This window comes from Acinetobacter vivianii, assembly GCF_014635885.1.
GTDB lineage: Bacteria > Pseudomonadota > Gammaproteobacteria > Pseudomonadales > Moraxellaceae > Acinetobacter > Acinetobacter vivianii.
The window spans coordinates 20,124-39,067 of record NZ_BMDR01000015.1 but is presented as its reverse complement, the minus strand read 5'-3'; the positions used below and the strand labels follow the sequence as shown (position 1 = coordinate 39,067).

The 18,944-nt window shown below is 35.0% G+C and carries 25 protein-coding genes; 7 read left to right on the top strand and 18 right to left on the bottom strand.

The window, feature by feature from the left end; genetic code table 11:
- The 4 genes from IEV36_RS18480 to IEV36_RS18465 all read left to right on the top strand — a co-directional run.
- On the top strand, window positions 1-268 hold a 268-nt coding region (locus IEV36_RS18480; protein ID WP_188393560.1), incomplete at its 5' end, for a helix-turn-helix domain-containing protein.
- Window positions 255-800 carry a TetR/AcrR family transcriptional regulator gene (locus IEV36_RS18475; RefSeq protein ID WP_005254897.1) on the top strand — a complete coding sequence of 182 codons (546 nt, stop codon included), beginning with the start codon at window positions 255-257 and terminating at the stop codon, window positions 798-800. The genes IEV36_RS18480 and IEV36_RS18475, both read left to right, overlap by 14 nt.
- Window positions 801-808: 8 nt before the next feature.
- Window positions 809-1,717, top strand: coding sequence for a DUF6685 family protein (locus IEV36_RS18470; protein WP_005254890.1), 909 nt, complete (start codon window positions 809-811; stop codon window positions 1,715-1,717).
- Between the two features lie 56 nt (window positions 1,718-1,773).
- On the top strand, window positions 1,774-2,058 hold the full coding sequence (locus IEV36_RS18465) for a hypothetical protein (protein WP_005254888.1): 285 nt from the start codon (window positions 1,774-1,776) through the stop codon (window positions 2,056-2,058).
- Between the two features lie 438 nt (window positions 2,059-2,496).
- Here IEV36_RS18465 and IEV36_RS18460 read toward each other — a convergent pair whose 3' ends face one another.
- Genes IEV36_RS18460 through IEV36_RS18450 form a run of 3 tightly spaced genes read right to left on the bottom strand, consistent with a single transcriptional unit; the run spans window position 2,497 to window position 6,859 of the window.
- Window positions 2,497-2,694: a YqaE/Pmp3 family membrane protein gene (locus IEV36_RS18460; protein ID WP_005254885.1), complete on the bottom strand. Its 198-nt coding sequence runs from the start codon at window positions 2,692-2,694 to the stop codon at window positions 2,497-2,499.
- Window positions 2,695-2,708: 14 nt separating this feature from the next.
- Window positions 2,709-3,929 carry a DUF1173 family protein gene (locus IEV36_RS18455; RefSeq protein WP_005254883.1) on the bottom strand — a complete coding sequence of 407 codons (1,221 nt, stop codon included), beginning with the start codon at window positions 3,927-3,929 and terminating at the stop codon, window positions 2,709-2,711.
- Window positions 3,930-3,943: 14 nt separating this feature from the next.
- The gene (locus tag IEV36_RS18450; protein WP_032863677.1) at window positions 3,944-6,859 is read right to left on the bottom strand and encodes an AAA family ATPase; all 2,916 of its coding nucleotides are present in this window, start codon (window positions 6,857-6,859) and stop codon (window positions 3,944-3,946) included.
- Between the two features lie 533 nt (window positions 6,860-7,392).
- On the opposite strand from IEV36_RS18450, the gene IEV36_RS18445 reads away from it, so the two are divergent.
- A complete protein-coding gene (locus IEV36_RS18445) occupies window positions 7,393-7,926 on the top strand; it encodes a conjugal transfer protein TraD (RefSeq protein ID WP_005254879.1) in 534 nt (177 codons plus the stop codon).
- 442 nt (window positions 7,927-8,368) lie between these two features.
- Here IEV36_RS18445 and IEV36_RS18440 read toward each other — a convergent pair whose 3' ends face one another.
- From IEV36_RS18440 to IEV36_RS18390, 11 genes are all read right to left on the bottom strand, one after another.
- A complete protein-coding gene (locus IEV36_RS18440; protein WP_005254875.1) occupies window positions 8,369-8,761 on the bottom strand; it encodes a hypothetical protein in 393 nt (130 codons plus the stop codon).
- An 11-nt stretch (window positions 8,762-8,772) separates the two neighbouring features.
- A complete protein-coding gene (locus IEV36_RS18435) occupies window positions 8,773-9,117 on the bottom strand; it encodes a hypothetical protein (RefSeq protein ID WP_155757673.1) in 345 nt (114 codons plus the stop codon).
- A 59-nt stretch (window positions 9,118-9,176) separates the two neighbouring features.
- Window positions 9,177-9,539 (bottom strand): DUF7673 family protein, encoded by a 363-nt coding sequence (locus IEV36_RS18430; RefSeq protein WP_005254871.1) that lies wholly within the window; start codon window positions 9,537-9,539, stop codon window positions 9,177-9,179.
- A 45-nt stretch (window positions 9,540-9,584) separates the two neighbouring features.
- Window positions 9,585-10,118, bottom strand: a complete 534-nt coding sequence (locus IEV36_RS18425; protein ID WP_005254870.1) for a hypothetical protein — start codon at window positions 10,116-10,118, stop codon at window positions 9,585-9,587.
- Window positions 10,119-10,339: 221 nt separating this feature from the next.
- The gene (locus IEV36_RS18420; protein WP_005254869.1) at window positions 10,340-10,816 is read right to left on the bottom strand and encodes a hypothetical protein; all 477 of its coding nucleotides are present in this window, start codon (window positions 10,814-10,816) and stop codon (window positions 10,340-10,342) included.
- Between the two features lie 106 nt (window positions 10,817-10,922).
- Window positions 10,923-11,198 carry a hypothetical protein gene (locus tag IEV36_RS18415; RefSeq protein WP_005254868.1) on the bottom strand — a complete coding sequence of 92 codons (276 nt, stop codon included), beginning with the start codon at window positions 11,196-11,198 and terminating at the stop codon, window positions 10,923-10,925.
- Between the two features lie 220 nt (window positions 11,199-11,418).
- A complete protein-coding gene (locus tag IEV36_RS18410; protein ID WP_005254866.1) occupies window positions 11,419-12,012 on the bottom strand; it encodes a hypothetical protein in 594 nt (197 codons plus the stop codon).
- 151 nt (window positions 12,013-12,163) lie between these two features.
- A complete protein-coding gene (locus IEV36_RS18405) occupies window positions 12,164-12,427 on the bottom strand; it encodes a hypothetical protein (RefSeq protein WP_005254864.1) in 264 nt (87 codons plus the stop codon).
- A 154-nt stretch (window positions 12,428-12,581) separates the two neighbouring features.
- Window positions 12,582-13,403, bottom strand: a complete 822-nt coding sequence (locus IEV36_RS18400) for a DUF3560 domain-containing protein (RefSeq protein WP_005254862.1) — start codon at window positions 13,401-13,403, stop codon at window positions 12,582-12,584.
- A 221-nt stretch (window positions 13,404-13,624) separates the two neighbouring features.
- Window positions 13,625-13,843, bottom strand: coding sequence for a hypothetical protein (locus IEV36_RS18395; protein ID WP_005254861.1), 219 nt, complete (start codon window positions 13,841-13,843; stop codon window positions 13,625-13,627).
- 337 nt (window positions 13,844-14,180) lie between these two features.
- Complete coding sequence (locus tag IEV36_RS18390; RefSeq protein WP_005254859.1) at window positions 14,181-14,576, bottom strand: hypothetical protein; 396 nt, start codon at window positions 14,574-14,576, stop codon at window positions 14,181-14,183.
- 300 nt (window positions 14,577-14,876) lie between these two features.
- Between IEV36_RS18390 and IEV36_RS18385 the strand changes: the two genes are divergently transcribed.
- Entirely contained in the window at window positions 14,877-16,115 is a 1,239-nt protein-coding gene (locus tag IEV36_RS18385; RefSeq protein WP_005254858.1) for an AcrVA2 family anti-CRISPR protein, read from the top strand.
- A 331-nt stretch (window positions 16,116-16,446) separates the two neighbouring features.
- Window positions 16,447-16,926 carry a type III toxin-antitoxin system ToxN/AbiQ family toxin gene (locus tag IEV36_RS18380; protein WP_005254856.1) on the top strand — a complete coding sequence of 160 codons (480 nt, stop codon included), beginning with the start codon at window positions 16,447-16,449 and terminating at the stop codon, window positions 16,924-16,926.
- A 391-nt stretch (window positions 16,927-17,317) separates the two neighbouring features.
- Here IEV36_RS18380 and IEV36_RS19005 read toward each other — a convergent pair whose 3' ends face one another.
- The 4 genes from IEV36_RS19005 to parA are packed head-to-tail and all read right to left on the bottom strand — an operon-like array spanning window position 17,318 to window position 18,929.
- Window positions 17,318-17,506, bottom strand: coding sequence for a CppA family protein (locus tag IEV36_RS19005; protein WP_005254855.1), 189 nt, complete (start codon window positions 17,504-17,506; stop codon window positions 17,318-17,320).
- Window positions 17,507-17,520: 14 nt separating this feature from the next.
- Window positions 17,521-17,817, bottom strand: a complete 297-nt coding sequence (locus IEV36_RS18375) for a hypothetical protein (RefSeq protein WP_005254854.1) — start codon at window positions 17,815-17,817, stop codon at window positions 17,521-17,523.
- Window positions 17,818-18,219: a hypothetical protein gene (locus IEV36_RS18370; RefSeq protein ID WP_005254851.1), complete on the bottom strand. Its 402-nt coding sequence runs from the start codon at window positions 18,217-18,219 to the stop codon at window positions 17,818-17,820.
- Entirely contained in the window at window positions 18,219-18,929 is a 711-nt protein-coding gene (gene parA, locus IEV36_RS18365; protein ID WP_005254842.1) for a ParA family partition ATPase, read from the bottom strand. The genes IEV36_RS18370 and parA overlap by 1 nt, the downstream gene beginning before the upstream one ends.
- Window positions 18,930-18,944: the final 15 nt, after the last annotated feature.

Sequence of the window (18,944 nt, the reverse complement as noted above, 5' to 3'; positions counted from 1 at the left end):
TCAAAGAGAGGGTATAGACAATATATTAAATGACCCTATAAAACGTGCCAAAAAATATAAGGGTCGTAAACCTGCGTTAAATGAAGAACAGCAACAAAAATTAATAACTATACTGCAAAACAAAATAAGCAATTTAGCAGAGTATAAAAGCTTATCTTATGCTCAAATTGCGAAAGACTTTAATATTACATACATGACATTAAATCGTTATAGGGAGAAGTTTAAAGACCAGATTAATCAGCAAGGCAAGAGTGATGCAGAAAAATAAAAGCAAGCAGGCAGATATATTAAATACTGCGGTAAACCTATATTATCAACGTGGCTTTAATTCTATTGGTGTAGATAGAATTATAATTGAGTCAAAAGTAGCGAAAATGACTTATTACAAGTATTTCCCTGCTAAAGTTGATATTTATGAAGCATGTTTAAATCATGAGATTTTTGAAATCAAGTCAGGTTTAATTGACGCTATAGAATCCTTACCAGATAGTAACTATCTAGGCCAGATAGAGATAGTGATTGACTGGTTCTACACCAGATCAAACAGTGTGGGCTATAACGGGATGCTTTACCAGAAAGCTAAGGCAGAACTCATTGATAGCTCATGTATATTGATCATTGATGACTATTACATGTGGCTGAATCAAACAGTTTGTGACCTGCTTTTCAAAGCCTATATATCTAACTACAAGCAAAAAACAAACTTCATAATCACTCTTATAGATGGCATGTTACAGGCACCATATCTAATGAGTATTAATGAGTTAAAGACAGTCTTACATACCATTTTAAAATCTTGAGGTAACTAATGTTTAATATCCAATTTTTTAAACAGGATGAAGAACAGACAGCTTATAAGAATAAAGAGCTTGAACAAGCTCTTTATTCTTATGAACAAAATAAGATTTACTGGTTAAATAAAAACTCTATAAGGGCAAGTAGCATAGCTCAATTAGATAGACTACATGAAATTTTAAATGGCTATTATAAAGATATATGGGGAAATTATAATATTGAAGATATTCAAGAATTATCACACTACCTTAAATCAATCTTCATAAAAAAAACTATAAAAGCACACACAATAGATATTTCTGATATTAATGGTTTTTCTGCATCTAAAAGCCCTCTAAATGATTTCATCAATATGACCCATTTTGTTGAACAGAGGTGCCTTAAATACTTTGAAGTTACAGAAGATTATTTAGAAAAAAATTTAGCTTGGAAAGAAATAAAAATTATCAATCAAAAACATACAAGTGACCATTTCAGGATGCATGGGTGGTCAGATAAGCTATTTCTAATTAATGATGGTGGGTCACATCATCTAGCTTCAGCACAGTATATTGCATCCAGATTAAATACACAGGTTTCAATAACAGGCCGTTTAGATTTAATTTCTTTAGATCGTACAGGACTAAATAACTTTTTAAAAATATACTCATCAATATTAATACCTCGTTCTGACTTTAGTTACTTATATGAAAAATTTGATCTTTCTGAATACAAGATTCTTTTCTATACATCAAACTTTCTTCCCGCTGAATCAATACTTCTAATCTATAAACATGGTGAGCTTTCAGATTCATTAGATGCTCAATTGAAGTCCTTATTTACAGACTTCAATATTGAGCTAATTAAGTTCTATGAATATCAGAAATATAACCAAAGATTCCAAAATTACCATAGCCACATTAACACACTAAATGATTTGTAAGCACAAAACAAATTATGCTATATTTTCCCTGTCTGATTTAGTGCCAAGAGAACCTAATGATCAAGAATATCAATACAATCTTAATTGCAGTTGTAATAGTTATCATATTAATTTTTAAGCTTTATTTCTATTTAGTTCCTGCAAAAAATACTACTGTACTTTTAAGCAAAGATTATTGCTCAATCGCTAAATTGGTTGATCAAGAAAATGATAAATGCTTAATAAAAGGTGAACTAAGAAATGATTTTTTCACAAGCAACTACCTCTTTAAAGCAAGCAATGGAACGGAAATTGTTTTAAATGATGCTGCTGTTTCAGGATTTATTCATGGCGAAAGATGAAATGAAAAAAACTATTCAAAAAACTCAATACCTAAAAGTCTTGCTGTTACTTTTTTGGCTATTACCACTTTATATATATTGCAACTTATATATGATGCCATTTGCAAAACCATATACAAATATAATCGCACTGAACAATGACCTTTTCATTAGAGCTACTGGATTTTCAAAGTACAATATATATTTAAGCACTTATCCCTCCGTTATATATATGCTGCTTTTCTTCGCAGCTTTTAAATACACTATCGACAACATAAATAATATGAATAATAATCTTTATATTAAAATTCATTGTTATTTATTATCAGGATTTTTAATTATTATATACTTATATTATGCAGCCATACATTCAATTATTTTTTAGGACTAAACGAACGTAGTTTTAGTTTAGTCCTGAAGATCAATAAAAAGCCCCATAATTGGGGCTTTTCTTTTATCTTACTGTTGGTTCTGGCTCAGTGCCTTTTTTATCTTCTTATCTGTCTTATATTCAGATAGAGCAAACACAGCCCAGATCGTAGCGGGAAGCCACCCAATTACTGTAATTTGCAGCACTAGGCATATTACCCCTGCAATTGGACGGCCAATCGTAAAAAAGGTCAACCACGGTGAAATAAGTGCTATTAAAAGACGCATAAATTCTCCTCTAATTATCCGTTGTACTCAATCATTGGCTTGTGCTGCGGTGGTGGTATCTCAACCACTTCTCTATCCAGATTCACTAAAACGGAAACAAACTCACTGTTGGCAATCAGTTCTTTTGCTTCAGCAATATATGATTCTTCAGTTTCATTATTGGTTAAATAGAATGCCGTTGGTGGGTCAGTATCAGTTAAAAGGATATTCGCAATTGGTGTGTTCTTTGAAAGGTTATATCGCAAGCACTTAATGAATGATCTATTTTGCATTGTAAGCGTGTCTAGCAGCTCTTTTTCTTCAAGACTATCAAACGGCAACCAACTACTATTTAATGGCACTAACGCTATTTCTTCGATCTTGGCGATACCACTTTCAGCAAAACCAAAAGTACCAATGGCAAGTAGACTTACATCTTCATGATACTGTGCCTGCTCCAGCTCCGGTTCAAAGCGTTTTTTAACACGGGTATACATTTTTGCATCCATAAATAAATGCAACGTTGGGGCATGTTTAAGAATAATCCGGCCACCATCAAAACGAGCATCATCAATAGACTTAATTACACCAATGAATATCTTTAATGGCCGTTTAGTACCTTTAACTTTCAGATCTGCAAGCTCTGCTTTTCTGCGGGCTTCAATCTCATTGTGTTTGGTTTGATCGTAATATTCTGGAATGTAGACCAGGGAACTAAGATCGTCCTTTTTGTTCTTTTTATCGTTTAATGCAATTTTTAGAGCCTTACGGAACTGGAACCAATTATGTCTCATATTAGGTCTATGTCGGTTCAACAACGCTTCATCAAGCAAATAATCAAGCGTACCCTTTAAAGTAAGTTTGGCCGTTTCAGCTTTCACTGTATCTTTAGGCGTTTCACTTGGAGTCGGTGCCTGTTTAGTGACATTACTCTTAGATAAACTGAACTCAAATTTTAATACGCTTGCACCAGTTTCATCAGTCTTAATGGCTTCGCCCATGACCTCACCAAGACCCGAAATTTCATTCGGTGGCTCATAGCTCAAGCAATCAAAGTGATGTTGATCTGCACTATTTGGCATTCTTTTGAGAACAAAGTTATCGCCAATTTTGGCAATATACATTTCGATATTTTTATCTGGTAAACATGAACAAGTAGGACGTATGCCCTTTTGGTAACAATCTTGCAAAATTGCTTGAGTTAAAACATCATCCTCAACATTTACAAGTTTGCCGTTATGGATAAAATTATTCATAAAACAATCCTCGTTTAAATTTTTGGAGTATTACGCTTTTGCACGTTATGACTTTGTTTAATGCGGTGATTCGGCGCATTCAAATTGTCTTTAGGTGCATTGGCTTTCTGTTTTAAAAGCTGTTCTCTAAACTGACTATAAACCTCAGTTTTATTACGAGCTTCAAATCTATGTTTAGACTTATCTCTAAACTCATTAAAGTATTTATCTGAGTAACTGATATTCAGTTTATTAAATGGAATCTCAAACTCATTACCTTTAATTCTTGCTTTCATAACTGGTTGATCTTTTACTTTGTAGGCATCAATAACTTTAAATTCTGTACCTTTCTCAAAAGTAACTTTCTTAAACAATCCAGTTTTGATCTCTACATCACTTTCAAGTTTCAATAACTCACCTTTAGCAATATCGAGTTTTCCATGGAACTTAACAATGTTCTCACCCAAGATAGCGTTTGACTTCAACTCTGCACGTACTTCAGAAATAATTTCATCTTTAGTGAATGTTTTATTTTCTGAAGTTAAGTTGTAAAGGTGACTATTCAACCCAAACAGTTCACGCTTAGTCTCGATATGATGACGATGATCTTGCAGATATGCCTTAACCAATTTGTCTTTAGCTTCTACAACTGAGAAGTCAGTAGTGAACGCTTTAGTCTCAGATCGAGAGAGAACCTTTTTGAAATTATCAAATGCAGTAATTGGCTTTTCTACTGGTTGGTAATTATGATCATAAGAAATCTTACCATCTGGACGTTTAACAAATTCCTTTTCATTAGTGGCAAACGTTAGAGCACTGTAATTAACTTGCAAGTTTTTCTTATGACGAGTTAAAGCAACATAGGTAAGGTTGGCATTCATGTTTTCGCTTGCAAGAATATAAGCACTATCAACTGTCATACCCTGTGACGAGTGAATTGTATTTGCATAGCCATATTTGAATTGGTTGTATTCATTCAAATCAACTTTAATGACCCGTTTATCTGAATCAGATTCAACCATCATTGATTTAATATTGTTATGTTGATCTTTCTCAAAACCAATAACTTTACCAACTTCGCCATTGCTGACTTTCATATATGAATTGTTTTGCTTGAATACAATTTTCTCACCAATGGCAAGTTTAATATCACCTTGATAGTTTTTAACAACAACGTGTTCTTTACTCAATTTACCTTGCTTAATAAGCAAACTTCTCGCCATTAGATTGAGTTCGTTTACATCACTATTAGAATGAGCAAGTATCAATTTACTTTCAGTAGAATCTTCACCCCAAGACTTAATTGTTTTAGCCATAGCTAAATCATGTGATTCATACTCATTAACCATGTTAATTGATTTATAAATATCAATTGCTTTACCAACTTCATGCTTAGAAAGTAGTTTAGAAGCTTCTAACATTTTAGGTGCTTCATCTGCATATTTTTGACGTTGAATATCTTCAAGTGAAGCAATATTTTTGCTATCAAGGTGTTTTTGAATATGAGCAAATGCAGCACCCGCACTTACTGCATTTAATTGATAACTGTCACCTACCAATTTAATTTGAGCATCATGCTTTTCTACAATCATTAAAAGCTTCTGCATATCTCTTGAACCTACCATTCCGGCTTCATCCAAGATCAATACAGTCTTATTATTAATTTCTAAATTACCACTTTCATATTTAGATAAGAATGAAGCAATCGTACTACTTGGTACATCACAATCTTTAGAAATTGCTTTAGCAGTAATTGCCTGAAGTGCAATACCATAAACTTTATAATCTGAATCTTTATAGGCTTCTGAAACTGCACTTAGTACATAAGACTTTCCTGTCCCTGCTGAACCATTAAGTAAGCTGATTCGATCAGTAGAAGTTAAAGTATAAAATGCTTTTTCTTGTTCTGGATTAAATGTTCTGGTTTCTGCAACACGAACAGAATTTAAAGGTAATTTCTCTACCAGATTGAAAGGCTTCTCGATACGGCTTTGCTCATTTGCGTTATAGATGAAAGTAGAAATAGATTCTTCAATTCCAACCAACTCATTAGATGAAAGAACAATCTGATCTTTACCTCGCAACATTGCCATTTCTGGTGACAATAAAACTGATTCGTATGCTTTTAAATATTGTTCTTCACCATCTGTATGACCCATTAAAAAGCGTTCAAGTTCTCGGAAAGTAAAATAAGATTGATTAGAAGTTAAAGCACGAATTGCTTCACTTGGACGCTCAATAATAATTTCGCCATTACGTTGACGTACTTTCTTAATATCTTCATTAATAAGATACTTATGATTACTAACATATTCAGCCCTAAAGTTCTGGCTTGATAGTTCAACGCCCTGTTCTTTAAAACTTCTATGATCAATACGAGCATCAATCCCAAGTTTTTCACAAAAATCATTTACATGGTTAGCCCACTCTAAACGGGTATCAACAACAAAGGTTCTTGAAGTAAAGTAACGATCTTTACCTGCCCCACCTAATTCTGGATTTTTAGAGTTATATCTTTTAAAAAATTGTTCTTCAGTACGTTCAATACCATCAAGTTTTCTTTCACAAAACATTAAATGAACATGAGGGTTTTGTTCACCATCACTGGCAATAGGGGTATGAATGGCAAATGAATATGTGAAGTTATCACCTAGAGTATCTTTGACAAATGATCTAACTAATTCAAGTCGTTGTTCTTCACTCAATTCTCTAGGTAATGAGATTTCTAATTCTTTATAGATACGACCATTAATACGTTCATTCTTATCTGCTGACTTCCAAAAGTGAGCAGCATCTCTAGCCCAACTTGGCAGGTTCCCAGATTCAAGATTCTCTAAATCATCTCTTTTATATTTTCCATCACGGTTTATATAGGCGTAGTGGCTTGCCCCTCGACTTCCCGAAGAACCGTATTGTTTCCCGTTCTTTACTGATAAGTGATAGATCGCCATATTTGCCCTTTTGATGCTTTTGCTTTTTTGTTTCTCGGAGAGAAACGCGTAAGCGTGCATTCCTACTGCTGTAGTCATGATACCCTCTCAATATATTCGCTACAAGTGACAATACAAATGCTTGCATTTGTCCGATTTTAAAGCAATGCAAAGCATTGATTTTAAAAGCGGTTTTTTTGGCAAATTTTGGGATTTTTTTGTAAAGTTTTTTTATAGATATGGAGCTTCGCCCCAAACCCCACATAAGGGAATAATTCCCTTATGAATCCCTAGCACTTCGCCAGTGGGTCAACGGGGGTTGTCACTTCGTTAACACCCCCTTTTATTAGAGTGTGTTTTTATATGGTGTGCTGATCAATATGTTTTCAGACGAGCCGTGAGCCTATGGCTGCCGTTCGATCTGAAAAATATTGACAGGGTTCCTGCCTTTGCGAACTCATAAGGTTTTTTGTTTAGTAGTATATTTTTTGAGAATTTGAAGTTTTTACTGTGATATTATTTGTACTCAGTATTTATGATTTGGAGTAATTATTATGAATCTCGAAAGTTTCAAATTTACAAATGATCAAAAGACATTTGTTGCAGAAGAAATAGAGCGACTAAAGAAGCTTGAGAACAAAACACAAACTGAAGATATAATTCTTACATTAGTTAGTAGTATCGAATCAGGTAGCCCAACTAAACAGCAAATTAGCTCTTTTGAACGTGTGATGAAAAATGAGTTCAAAAAATATAAAGCACGTTTAGAGCTTGATAAAATTAAAGAGGATGAAAAAAAATTACTGGCAAGTTTGAAAAAAGAAGCACAAGTTGCCCAAGCTAAAGATCGTAAGAAACGTGAGCATAAGCTTATTTCAATTGGTGCTCTTTTTGAAATGGTAGACTTTCCAACTGAAGATAAAGGAATCATTACTGGATTGCTTTTAGATGCAATGGAAAAAGCAAAATCAAATAATGGACTTTTTCAACAATTAAAAATTTCAGGTGATAAATTTATCACTGAACGCGAACAGTCAAGAAAGGCAAAAAGCATTGTGGTAGATAACTCAAAAAGTGAGGAAAGCTAATGTATGATTACTTCAGATAATCTTTATCTTTTAATCCTCCCACAGATCATAATTTCGGTTGTATATGCCATAAATCTATTTGATCGTAAAGGATGGGTTAAATTTGTTTTTTATGGAAGTTTCATCTTATTTTTCTCATCTATTATTGCAATTTTATTTAAGATGCCTTTGATAGCGACTTGGTTTTTTTGGTTCTATTTTATTTTATTTATTTACTCAATTTTATATGGATTATTTAAAATATTCACTGCTAAAAAATCTTAAAGTCGCAACCCTGCGGGATTGCTCGGCCAATCCCGATCAGGGGCAAATGGGAGTAGTTGCCGTTCTTCGGTCAGCTCGCCAAAATCACAGATTTTGTCGGCTTCACTCGAACGTTGCAACGGTAATCAAGGAGGGAAGATTTTTCCAGTACGTCAGTTCGCAAAGTAGACACTTTGCTCTATAAATGCTCGTAATAACCCGAAATTTCAATTTTGAGTTCTACGATAACTGAGTTGTATACATTGATTGGTAAATGAAAAAACTCTGGATATTCATTCCAAAGATTTATTTCATTTTTGAATAAATATTTATAACGTGTTTCTTCACCATTAGCCTGTTGTTGTTTTTCCCTTTCAATAATTGAATTTCTTGTATTTGCCAATGTCTCTAATACTGCAATAGCTGATTTAGGAATTAGATATATTTTATCTGATCTTCCATTCATCCATTGTTGTGCATCACGTTTATCGAAGCTCGTTTCCTCAACTACCTGTTTAAAGTATTCGATTACTTGCTCAGGACTGTATAAGCCATTTCTGAAGCATTCAATCTTAAACTGTGCATTGTTCATTGCTTTCTACCTTATGCAATTGCATTAAAAAATATTGCTAGAATCGCCACCAGTACAAAAGTACAAATACTGAAGCTAAAATTTTTATTTGCTCTTTTCCATTTATCCTTTTTTTTATGGAATAGATAAATTAAACCTGCGATAAATACTAAAGCTGTATTTACACTAATCTTTAGAACTCTCAGTATTTCATCTGCCCGATCTAAGTTATTAAATGCTACTAATATACCTATTAGCGTTATAAGCATTACCCCTATTAGGCTAATGCCCCTATTCTGAGATTTACTCTGCATAGCTTCTCCATTCTTTAAATCAATAAATCTGAGACGCAATGAACCGCAATTTTTTTGCTTCATTAGAGTCAAACCCGCAAAAAAATTGCGGGCGAATTATTCACTACGTTAGACAGTTTGGCTTATGAAAATCTTACTGTTCTGGCTTCCTTTTTAAATTCCAGAACCTCAGCCCATGATTCCAACAATTCCCATTTTTTTGCTAGAGCCTGATATTCAGGGCTATCTAAATACTCATCAACTAGATTTGATTCTAGTCTTTCGATCTCTAATACCGATACACAAGCTTGGAATACACTTGAATCTAATTTTCTAAATTCTGTAAGATCAAATTTAAATTTCTGGCTATCAAAGCAGCCTAGCAAAAATTTACGGACGACAAAGCTTTGCTCTGTCTTTCCCTCTGCTATAGCAAAAAGTTGCTCTATAGCTTTTATGCCCTGCATGAGTTTATTTTTCATTTCTTGCTGTTCTGGTTGTTGCATCACTTAATTTCTCCAAAATAAAGAAAAGGGGTACTCCCCTTTTCATTAGTTCATAATATTTAATTGGGCAAAGTCATTAGAAATTTGAACCGCATTCATTTTGCAAACGTCTATCAATAAACTGCAAAATGTGTGCTTATAATCTTTAAATGATTTTGAATTAATCTCTAAATCCTCAATCATTTTTAAAAACTGTATAGCAGAAAGATTTTTAGATTGCTCTTTGGTTGATTCCTCCAGTAGCAATATTTCATCTAGTAGTGCCTGCCCCTCTGCATGGATTTCCTTTTTACTCATTCCTAAATCTTGGTTTTTTTTAACCTGCCATACATTGACAAATATCATTGCCCCTGCAAGCAATTCAAAAGGTATATCGTCCTGATCTTTTAACACACATAAGCAACCCACAAGGAAGCTATCAGCTTCGATCTCACGGCCTGTACTGTAGTACATCAGCCTGTCTTTTTTGAGTGCTTCTTCAAAGTATATATCTGCCAACGATAGCCCTTGATTGTTCTTATTAAGCATGTAGTTTGCCATTAAAGCGATTTGTTGAACTGGTAAAATTTTAGTAGACATGATTTTATCCTTTTTGATTAGATCGCCAATCGACCTAATAAGCCCATTATACACATATTGATTTGTGAGTACAAAACAATATGGGTAATTTTATGTAACTGCTTTTAAATCCCTTTCAGGCTGTTTTACAGTCTGGCCGATGGTTTTGCACGGCTACCGATCTAAACGCGCTGTATCGAGCAGCTAGGCCACTAAAAAGCCCCTTGCGGGGCTTCTTTCTTTTAATCTATGAGTATGTAAATTGCACGAGTATTTAGAATATCTCTATTTTTTGAGATTACATCTTTTATGTAATCACTAAAAAATACAGCTCTCCGGTTTACATCACGGTTTTTGTTCAATGACATGATAGATACTTTTGATAATGCAAAGAGATTAGCCACAATTGAAAATTCAAGGGCATTAAGTTCAAAGGTTTCACCGTAACCAGTTTCACATGTAAATACATCATCAGATTGCAGAACAAAAAAACCGCTTTTTGTTTCCCATATTCCTGCACCTCGATAGTTGTCACTAAGCCGTCTAGCTTCATGAAACAACGTGTTTTCCCACATGTAGAGTGTATGAGCCATAGCAATTGAATAAGTCGGATAGTCAGCAGCTTGTAAGCTCTGGAATGCTTTTAGATCAGCTTGATTAAAGCTGTCATAACGCATCTTTTGAATTTCTTCAGGTGATAATAAAACTAATTCAGTCATGGTATAAATTCCTGTTTTTTAATTAGATCGCCAATCGACCTAATAAAGACATTATACCCATATTGATTTGTGAGTACAAAACAATATGGGTAATTTTATGTAACTGCTAGATATTGTTTTTCTGCTTATTTAAAACTCTATATGCATCTTCTCGATGCAGACCAAAAAGTCCGTTATGCTCTTTGATTTCTATTTCTTCATAGACCAGGCTTTCGCTTCCATCCTCATAAAGTTTATAAACCTCACTGCTATTGTGCAGCTCTAAGGCTCTATCTTTACCTATTGGCATCATACCGCCCCAATCATAGCCATATTCAATCATTTCTTGATGGGTCACTGTATTATCCAACATAGCCTGTAATGTTTCTTGCTTATTAAGCATGGTATAAGTTCCTATTTTTTAATTAGATCGCCAATCGACCTAATAAAAATATTATACCCTTATTGATTTGTTAGCACAAAACAATATGTGTTAAGTTGTGTGCCGTTCTTATATTGCTATAAGGCGGGTTTTACTTTCTAGCCGATGGTTTTCACGGCTGCCGATCTAAACGCGCTGTATCGAGCAGCTAGGCACTAAAAAGCCCCTTACGGGGCTTTGATCAAGCGTAGGATGACGTATAACAGCGTTTATAAACTTTTGTACCTGTTGGCAATGTCTCATAGCTGAGTGGTGAAGCATTTGCAGACTTGTGAATGACAACATAGCCATTCATGATTTTTTTCTGCATTGGTTCCCCTACAAATTCATTTGGTGTGGGAACAACATAACCTTGCATGTCTGTCTGTGGGTCAAGCATTTGACCAATCTCGCGTATCGTGCAAAACGCGCCTGATTTGTCTATGACTTGATAAAACTCTACGTTGGTTTGTTCCCATCCCCAAGAGCTATACAAAATCGTTCCGATTTCTAAGTCCTTTCTGAATTTCGCTAGACTTTGCTTTTCTGCTTCTTTATCGGCAATTTTATTTGAATATGATCTGTTATCACTTTCTATCGACTTTTTAACGGCTTCTTTCATATTCTCAATATTTGAAAAGCCATTATATAAGAATGGTTTCTTTGCCCGTCCTTTGTAGGCCACAACGCATTTTTCTTCTAATGAAACATAGTAAACAGTACCAGTTAATTTATTGGTAATAACTTGGCTACCCTCATAAAAGAAACGGCCATTTGAATATGCTAATTTTTTCATTACGAAACACCTTTTTTTAATTAGATCGCCAATCGACCTAATAAACCTATTATACATATATTGATTTGTGAGTACAAAACAATATATGTTAATTAATGTTGCAGGCGTAAAAAAAATAGAAAGGGTTTTCCCTTTCTATTCCTATGTAGTCTTAGAGTCCTGCTGCTTTTAATATCGACTCATGGATTCCTTTTATCCACGTTTTCCCCTCATCTTCTAAGGGCAACTTGTAAGGTAATTGCATAAGTTGGACACACCAGATTAATGGCTTTTTACTTGTTGGCACACTCACTGTTTCAACCCACTGGATGAACCAACGCCCGCGACAATATACACTTACTAGGTCACCACTCTTGAATTGATTCAAGCGTTCTTCAATGGTTAATTCTTCAGTATTATTAACTTGGTTAGACATGGTATAAGTTCCTGATTTTATGATTAGATCGCCAATCGACCTAATAAATACATTATACCCATATTGATTTGTGAGTACAAAACAATATGGGTTAATTTGTGTAACTAAAGCTATGCTATAGATAGAAAGGGAACCCCCTTTCTATCTGCATTATTTACATTGCGTTTAATTGATTCATGACACGTTTAGAGGCACCAATTCCATTTGCATTTAATTGACGTACCCAAGCCCCGCGACTTGGTGACCATTTAAAACCATTACCTTTTAAAATCTGGCGGATCTCGTCACTAGGTTTACCCTCAAAAATAAACATGCAACGATTTTCAATCTTGCACTCAGAATATTTATAGAGGTCTGTTTCTACTTCCTGAGTTGGTCTTTCTTCAATCGCATTCAATTCTGCAATACGTGACTTTAAGCGTTTAATTTCTGCATTATTATTCTGTAATGCATAAGCAGGAAAGCCACAACGCCCATATAGAGGTGTAAGGACTTCTAAAGCCACTTTTTCAGATAGTCCTAACTCAATAAGCCCCTTTAAGCATTCTTCACGGTCAGTAACTTTTCTGATCAGTTTGTTAGCTGCTTTCATGCGCTCTTGTGCCTTTTGCAGCCCCTCTAGCTTAGCCTGTAATTTATCTGGTGCATTTGGGTCGTCACTTGAAATACCACCTGTACCAACGCTTGCAGCTTTATTCTCGTAGTATTCAGCTTTTTTCATTTCCTCAACAGACTTGCCCATAGTTGAGTGAATCTTAGCTCTAAAATTACGATCACGTTTTTCACTATGATGGCCGACTAAAATAGGCTGTCCGAAAGGGATACAATCAGCCATTTCACTTGAACGCTGAAAATAAGCTGTACTTTTTGAAGTTGCCTTATCTGCTAATTCTTCATAACGTTCTAAACGTTTGCTTTGACGTTCCTCAAAATTTTTTAAACGAGCTGCTTTTAAATCATCATCTTGGTTAATCATGGTATAAGTTCCTATTTTTTAATTAGATCGCCAATCGACCTAATAAAAATATTATACCCTTATTGATTTGTGAGTACAAAACAATATATGTTAATTTGTGTAACGTTTCTATTTTGCTATAAGGCGGGTTTTACTTTCTGGCCGATGGTTTTGCACGGCTGCCGATCTAAACGCGCTGTATCGAGCAGCTAGGCACTAAAAAGCCCCTTACGGGGCTTCTCTTAACTATCAATATCAGCTTGGCCTAATAAACCTGCTTTGCTATGGACTTTTTGCCATTCTTTAAATGTCATGCATTCCCAATCTAATAAATTCAAGTCTTGATCATCATGTTCATAAATAGCCTGATTACACTTTTCTTCTGTGCTAAAGGCACACTTTGGCATCCCGTCATAAGTTAAAACATATACTTTAGTGTCTAAAGAAAGTAATTGATTCATGGTATAAGTTCCTGATTTTATGATTAGATCGCCAATCGACCTAATAAAAATATTATACCTATATTGATTTGTGAGTACAAAACAATATAGGTAATTTTGTGTAACTGATCTCTAGGGAATGTTATAGAGCAAAGTGTCTACTTTGCGAACTGACGTACTGGAAAAATCTTCCCTCCTTGATTACCGTTGCAACGTTCGAGTGAGGCCGACAAAATCTGTGATTTTGGCGAGCTGACCGAAGAACGGCAACTACTCCCATTCGCCCCTGATCGGGATTGGCCGAGCAATCCCGCAGGGTTGCGACTGCTTAGGCTAATTATTTTAAATAGGGTAGGTGTTAAAAATCCCATTTGCTTGTTACTGATCGGAAGTATTGAGATTTTTCATAGCCTAGTTTTCTTTCAACGGCAAATTTCCAATGGTTTACAGATACCTTATCAAGCCCAGTAATACAAATAGGGTTAAAGTTAGGTACTTTATAAATCTTTCTCTTTTTACAGCTTGCAATACAATCTAAAATTTCATCGGCAATAGTTTCATTGTCACATTCAAAAATGGCATCAGTACCTTTTTTTAAAACCTTGCTTTTCTCAAGAACACCAAGCCAGTTAATAAGAATATAAAAACGATAGATATGCGATATATCTACTGTATATTTGCCCTTACTGTTGTTGTAGCTCGGCTCTATATCAACTGCGGGTAATTCTAAGGTAAGTTGTTCTTTTTCAATCATGGTATAAAGACCTCTTTTATTTAGATCGCCAATCGACCTAACAAAGATATTATACCCATAATGATTTGTGAGTACAAAACATTTAATGTATAATTTTAGCTCGAAATTTAACGCACGTATTGCTCAAGCTTTAGCTTGGGCAATGCTAAGTTCAATTTGAGCAATCAACCGACTGTACCCCGTTGCTATCGTAATGACAGGTACAGAGGGCGATAGTAACCAAAACACAATATCTAGTATCGGTCGAGCTGCGGATCTCCACTATATCTTGTGTTTTTATGAAAAAACTGTGGGCTTAATATGGCAACATTAAAAGATGAATTTGTAATTCCTTTAAAGGTGGTTTCTACACGCTTAAACCACATGAAAACTCATCTAACTGGAATTATGAAAAGGGTAGAGCAAAGAGCAATCTATAATCACAAACAGCGCAAAGATAAGAGCGAAGATATAAGCCTATTATTATCTTGGGATGATTGGATTTATTCAGCTTTAGACGTTCATCATGAAATGAAACAAAAGCTTGTTGAACAACAAAATGAGCAAGCTAGAAATATGAGCATTATTGAAAAAATGCTCCAAAACCAAAAAAATCATTTGCCTGTTGGTCTAGGTATAAGTAAGTCTTCTAAAGCAGGGGATACCTCCGTTTATGAGACAGCTTTAAAAGGTGCCATGTCACACTTTGGGATTTCAGTAAAAAAGCCCGCTTGGGCTGATAATCTGAGAGCAGGGGAACAGATACCAAAAGAATTATTAGATGAACTGCCTGTGACAACTGGTGAGCTAGTTACGCTTGGGAACTGGATGCTCACTAAAAATATTTATCGTTTTGATGATGTAGTTATTAATGAGCTGCTGAAGACAAGTTTTGATGGTGTCATTCCGAACTACATTATCAATCTTCCAGATCTGAGCGTTTATATTCAAACTGACAACGCAAAACTTTACTTTAATTCGGATAAGGTCGTAGGTGTCATTTTTTGCGTTACTGAATTAAATGATCAACGTGTCTTAGTGTCTACCCTCTATTTAGATAATGGGATGCCTAGAACAATCGTTATTACTTTGACTGAAGATCAGGACATTGAATCGAGTCTAGGCGATTTTGTAGATACATTTCAGCAAGATTATGACCCTACAACCATGCAAGATGAACTCAATATCAGACTTGATATTCAGAAAAAATTAATCAATCTGGTGTTATGGTTTAGCCAAGAAAAACCTGAAGTAACCCCTTTAACTCCAGATAGTGACAACAAGCCTGTAAAATTTACAACGGTAAAGAATGATAAACGCCTATTTGAAGCAACCAAGTATAAAACCTATTTAGTCGGCACTGAGACGGCCAAAGCGTTTAAGAAAGTTTATGATGAATTAGAAACGGCCAAGACTCAGCAAAAAGGTGCAGGTAAAAGAATGCCACACTTGAGACGTTCACACTGGCATTTGTATTGGTACGGAAAGAAAGGCCGTAATGAAAGATATGATTTTAAACTTTTACCTATTACGATGGTTGGCGGTATCCCTAAAAAGTAATTGACCATTCTGACAAAACCCCTCCTTTCATAACCTCTTAAAATTGATCGTTAAATTAGATGCCTGGTCTTTTCAGCTAATTTGCTGAAATGACCAAGCATCGGTATCGAAAATATTTCTTTATGATCATAGATCAGCCTTTACCCTAGATTGACTTATAGGCATAAATTTACTATAGTAAATTCAATAGGTGTCCCACTACCTTTAAATGCGGATTGAAAAATGGGTGTCCCACTACCCTTAAATGCGGATTGAAAAATTTACTCTATCTTTATGGTAGGTGTATAAAAAATGGTATCCTTACGGATGCCATTTTTTATTTTTAAAAGTTATGTCTAAACCACTTCGTTTCTACACTATAAAAGATGATTTTATTAATAAAATGAAATCATTAGACTTCAAAATACAGAATAATTATGGTGGTACACGTCCTTATGTTGGCGTTCTCATGGTAATAAATGGCTTAAACTACTACGCGCCTTTATCCTCATATAAGCCCAAGCAAGACAAAATTAATAATATTACTGTCTTTAAATTACATGAAAAGGGCAATCCAAATAACAAGTTAGGCGTAATCCATATCAATAATATGTTCCCTGTAATAGAGGATCAGCTAATAGAGATCACTATTGATGTTACTGATAAATATGGTCGTTTATTGCAGAACCAATATGAGTTTATCTTGCATTATCAAGAAGAAATCCAAGCCCAAGCCCTCCAACTCTATAATTTAGTTAATAAGAATAAAAATTCTTTCATAGCGCGTCTTTCATGCGATTTTAAGCTTTTAGAGTCTGCGTTATATGACTGAATAGCCTTACAGGTCTTTTAGTCATTAGTGGTGTAAGGGGAGAGCTGAAGATGATGTATTATGCCAATTGGTAATTTTTAGTTGAACGGTAACTCAATTACTTAGGTCAGTTTTTTAAAGCCGGTGCAGCTCTCCGGATTGGAATAAATTGCAAATTACCTGCGGGGGAACATTGAAGATACACTGGCAAAAGTTATGCCTAAGAATAATAAAATTCCACGTATGCGAAGCAGCAAAATACAGAATACAAGCATACTCAGCCAAAAGAATTTTGTACTCGTTAGGCTTGGGAAAAAATACATAATAATTGCAGGCATCAGAAAACCCATGATGACAAGCACTCTTAAAATAATTTTCAGCATGTGGCACCTCCATAGACAACAAAGCCCCTTTAGTGTCGGGGCGGTATGTCTAGCAACTTAAATATATTTGATAAATAGGGTCGCTTATTCTGGCTCTCCAACTCATTTATAGCGTACTCAATTGCAACCCGATCTACCTGTGCAATTAAGTAATCATAATTTTTCTGGTCAGCTTCATTAAGAATAATCAGCTTATTTTTTATAGTATCTGGACTCATAATTGTTCATCCTATTAACACACCAGAAAGTGCTTTTTAAGCTCTAAAAAGTCTGCTTCTGTAATACAACAATTACCGTTACCATCGCCTTGCTCTTTCTTGGCTGGGTTTAACATCCAATTCCAATGCAGAAAATACGTGTTAAAAATTGGCTCATGCTTCAGATAGAATTTTGCCGATGATATTTTTACTGGTGTATCCTCTGGAATATTCATGGCAAAGCCCATGCCGATGATTGTTGCTTCACCGCCCAATGCTCTAGGGGTGATTTCCACTGTATAACAGCTACGTTCTTCGATGACCTTTACCATTTATTTATCTTCCCATTTCATTAAATTTTCATTGATCAACCACGCTGATAAAGCCCGTCTGATCTGATCGCTGCGGTTGACTCCATGATCTGACTTAAATTTTTCGATCTTTACATCCATTAGCTGATTAATGGTGTAGATCAATTTTTTTGAGTTCTTCTGGCTCAGCTCTGTGCTATACGGTGCATCAGGATTATTCAAGTAAAACTCCAATGCTGCCCGTGCTATATCGGCCAATACAATTTTTCGCTTACTGGCAACCTTGTCGATCTTCTTATAAAGATCAGGATTAATCGGAATTTTTTGCATCTTGTCAAAATTCAAAGAATTGACCAGATGGCTTTTTTCATTCGCAATATGAGCATTGTTAGTAATGCTAGCAATGCTTTTAGGTGCTTTCATTAAACGGCTTCCTCACTCAATTTTGTTAATCCCTCACGATCAAGAATTTCATCAATCAAGGCGTTAACTTCAGCTATCCCTTTATCATCCTTTTTACCTTGATCATTTTTGTATTCAAAAATAGTCAAGCCATCCCCCAAGCTACGTGCGTATGCTGTTCTTGACTCAATAACTGTGTCTAAAATTTTCTGATCTGGATAGGTTTGAGTTAAATAATCTTTAACCTCAGTAAAAACTTTTGTTCTTTTACTTACGCCACTTAAAAGGAAATACGATTTAAAGTCTCGATAGCTTTGAATCTCATTAATAGACTGTATAGTTGCTTCTGTAGCCCATGCATCAAGTGGTGAAGTCGTATTAGGTATAATTGCAATATCACACGCAACTAAGGCAAGTCTGGTTAATTCTGACTGTCTACCTGCGCCATCAATAATAAGAAAATCGTAATTCACTTTGAGCTTAGCTACTTCTTTTGCCAAGTTAGTTTTAGGTACACCAATTACCGTTAAATTATTTAATTCGATCTCAGATTCATCACGTACAGTTGCCCAGTGTAATGAAGATGCCTGCGGGTCACCGTCAACAAGCAATACGTCATAACCGCGAAGTGCTAAGCCTACAGCAAGATTAATTGAAGTAGTCGTTTTAGATACTCCACCTTTCTGATTAGCCAATGTAATAACGATAGATAATTTAGTTTTAGCGTTCATAATAAATTCCTTGAT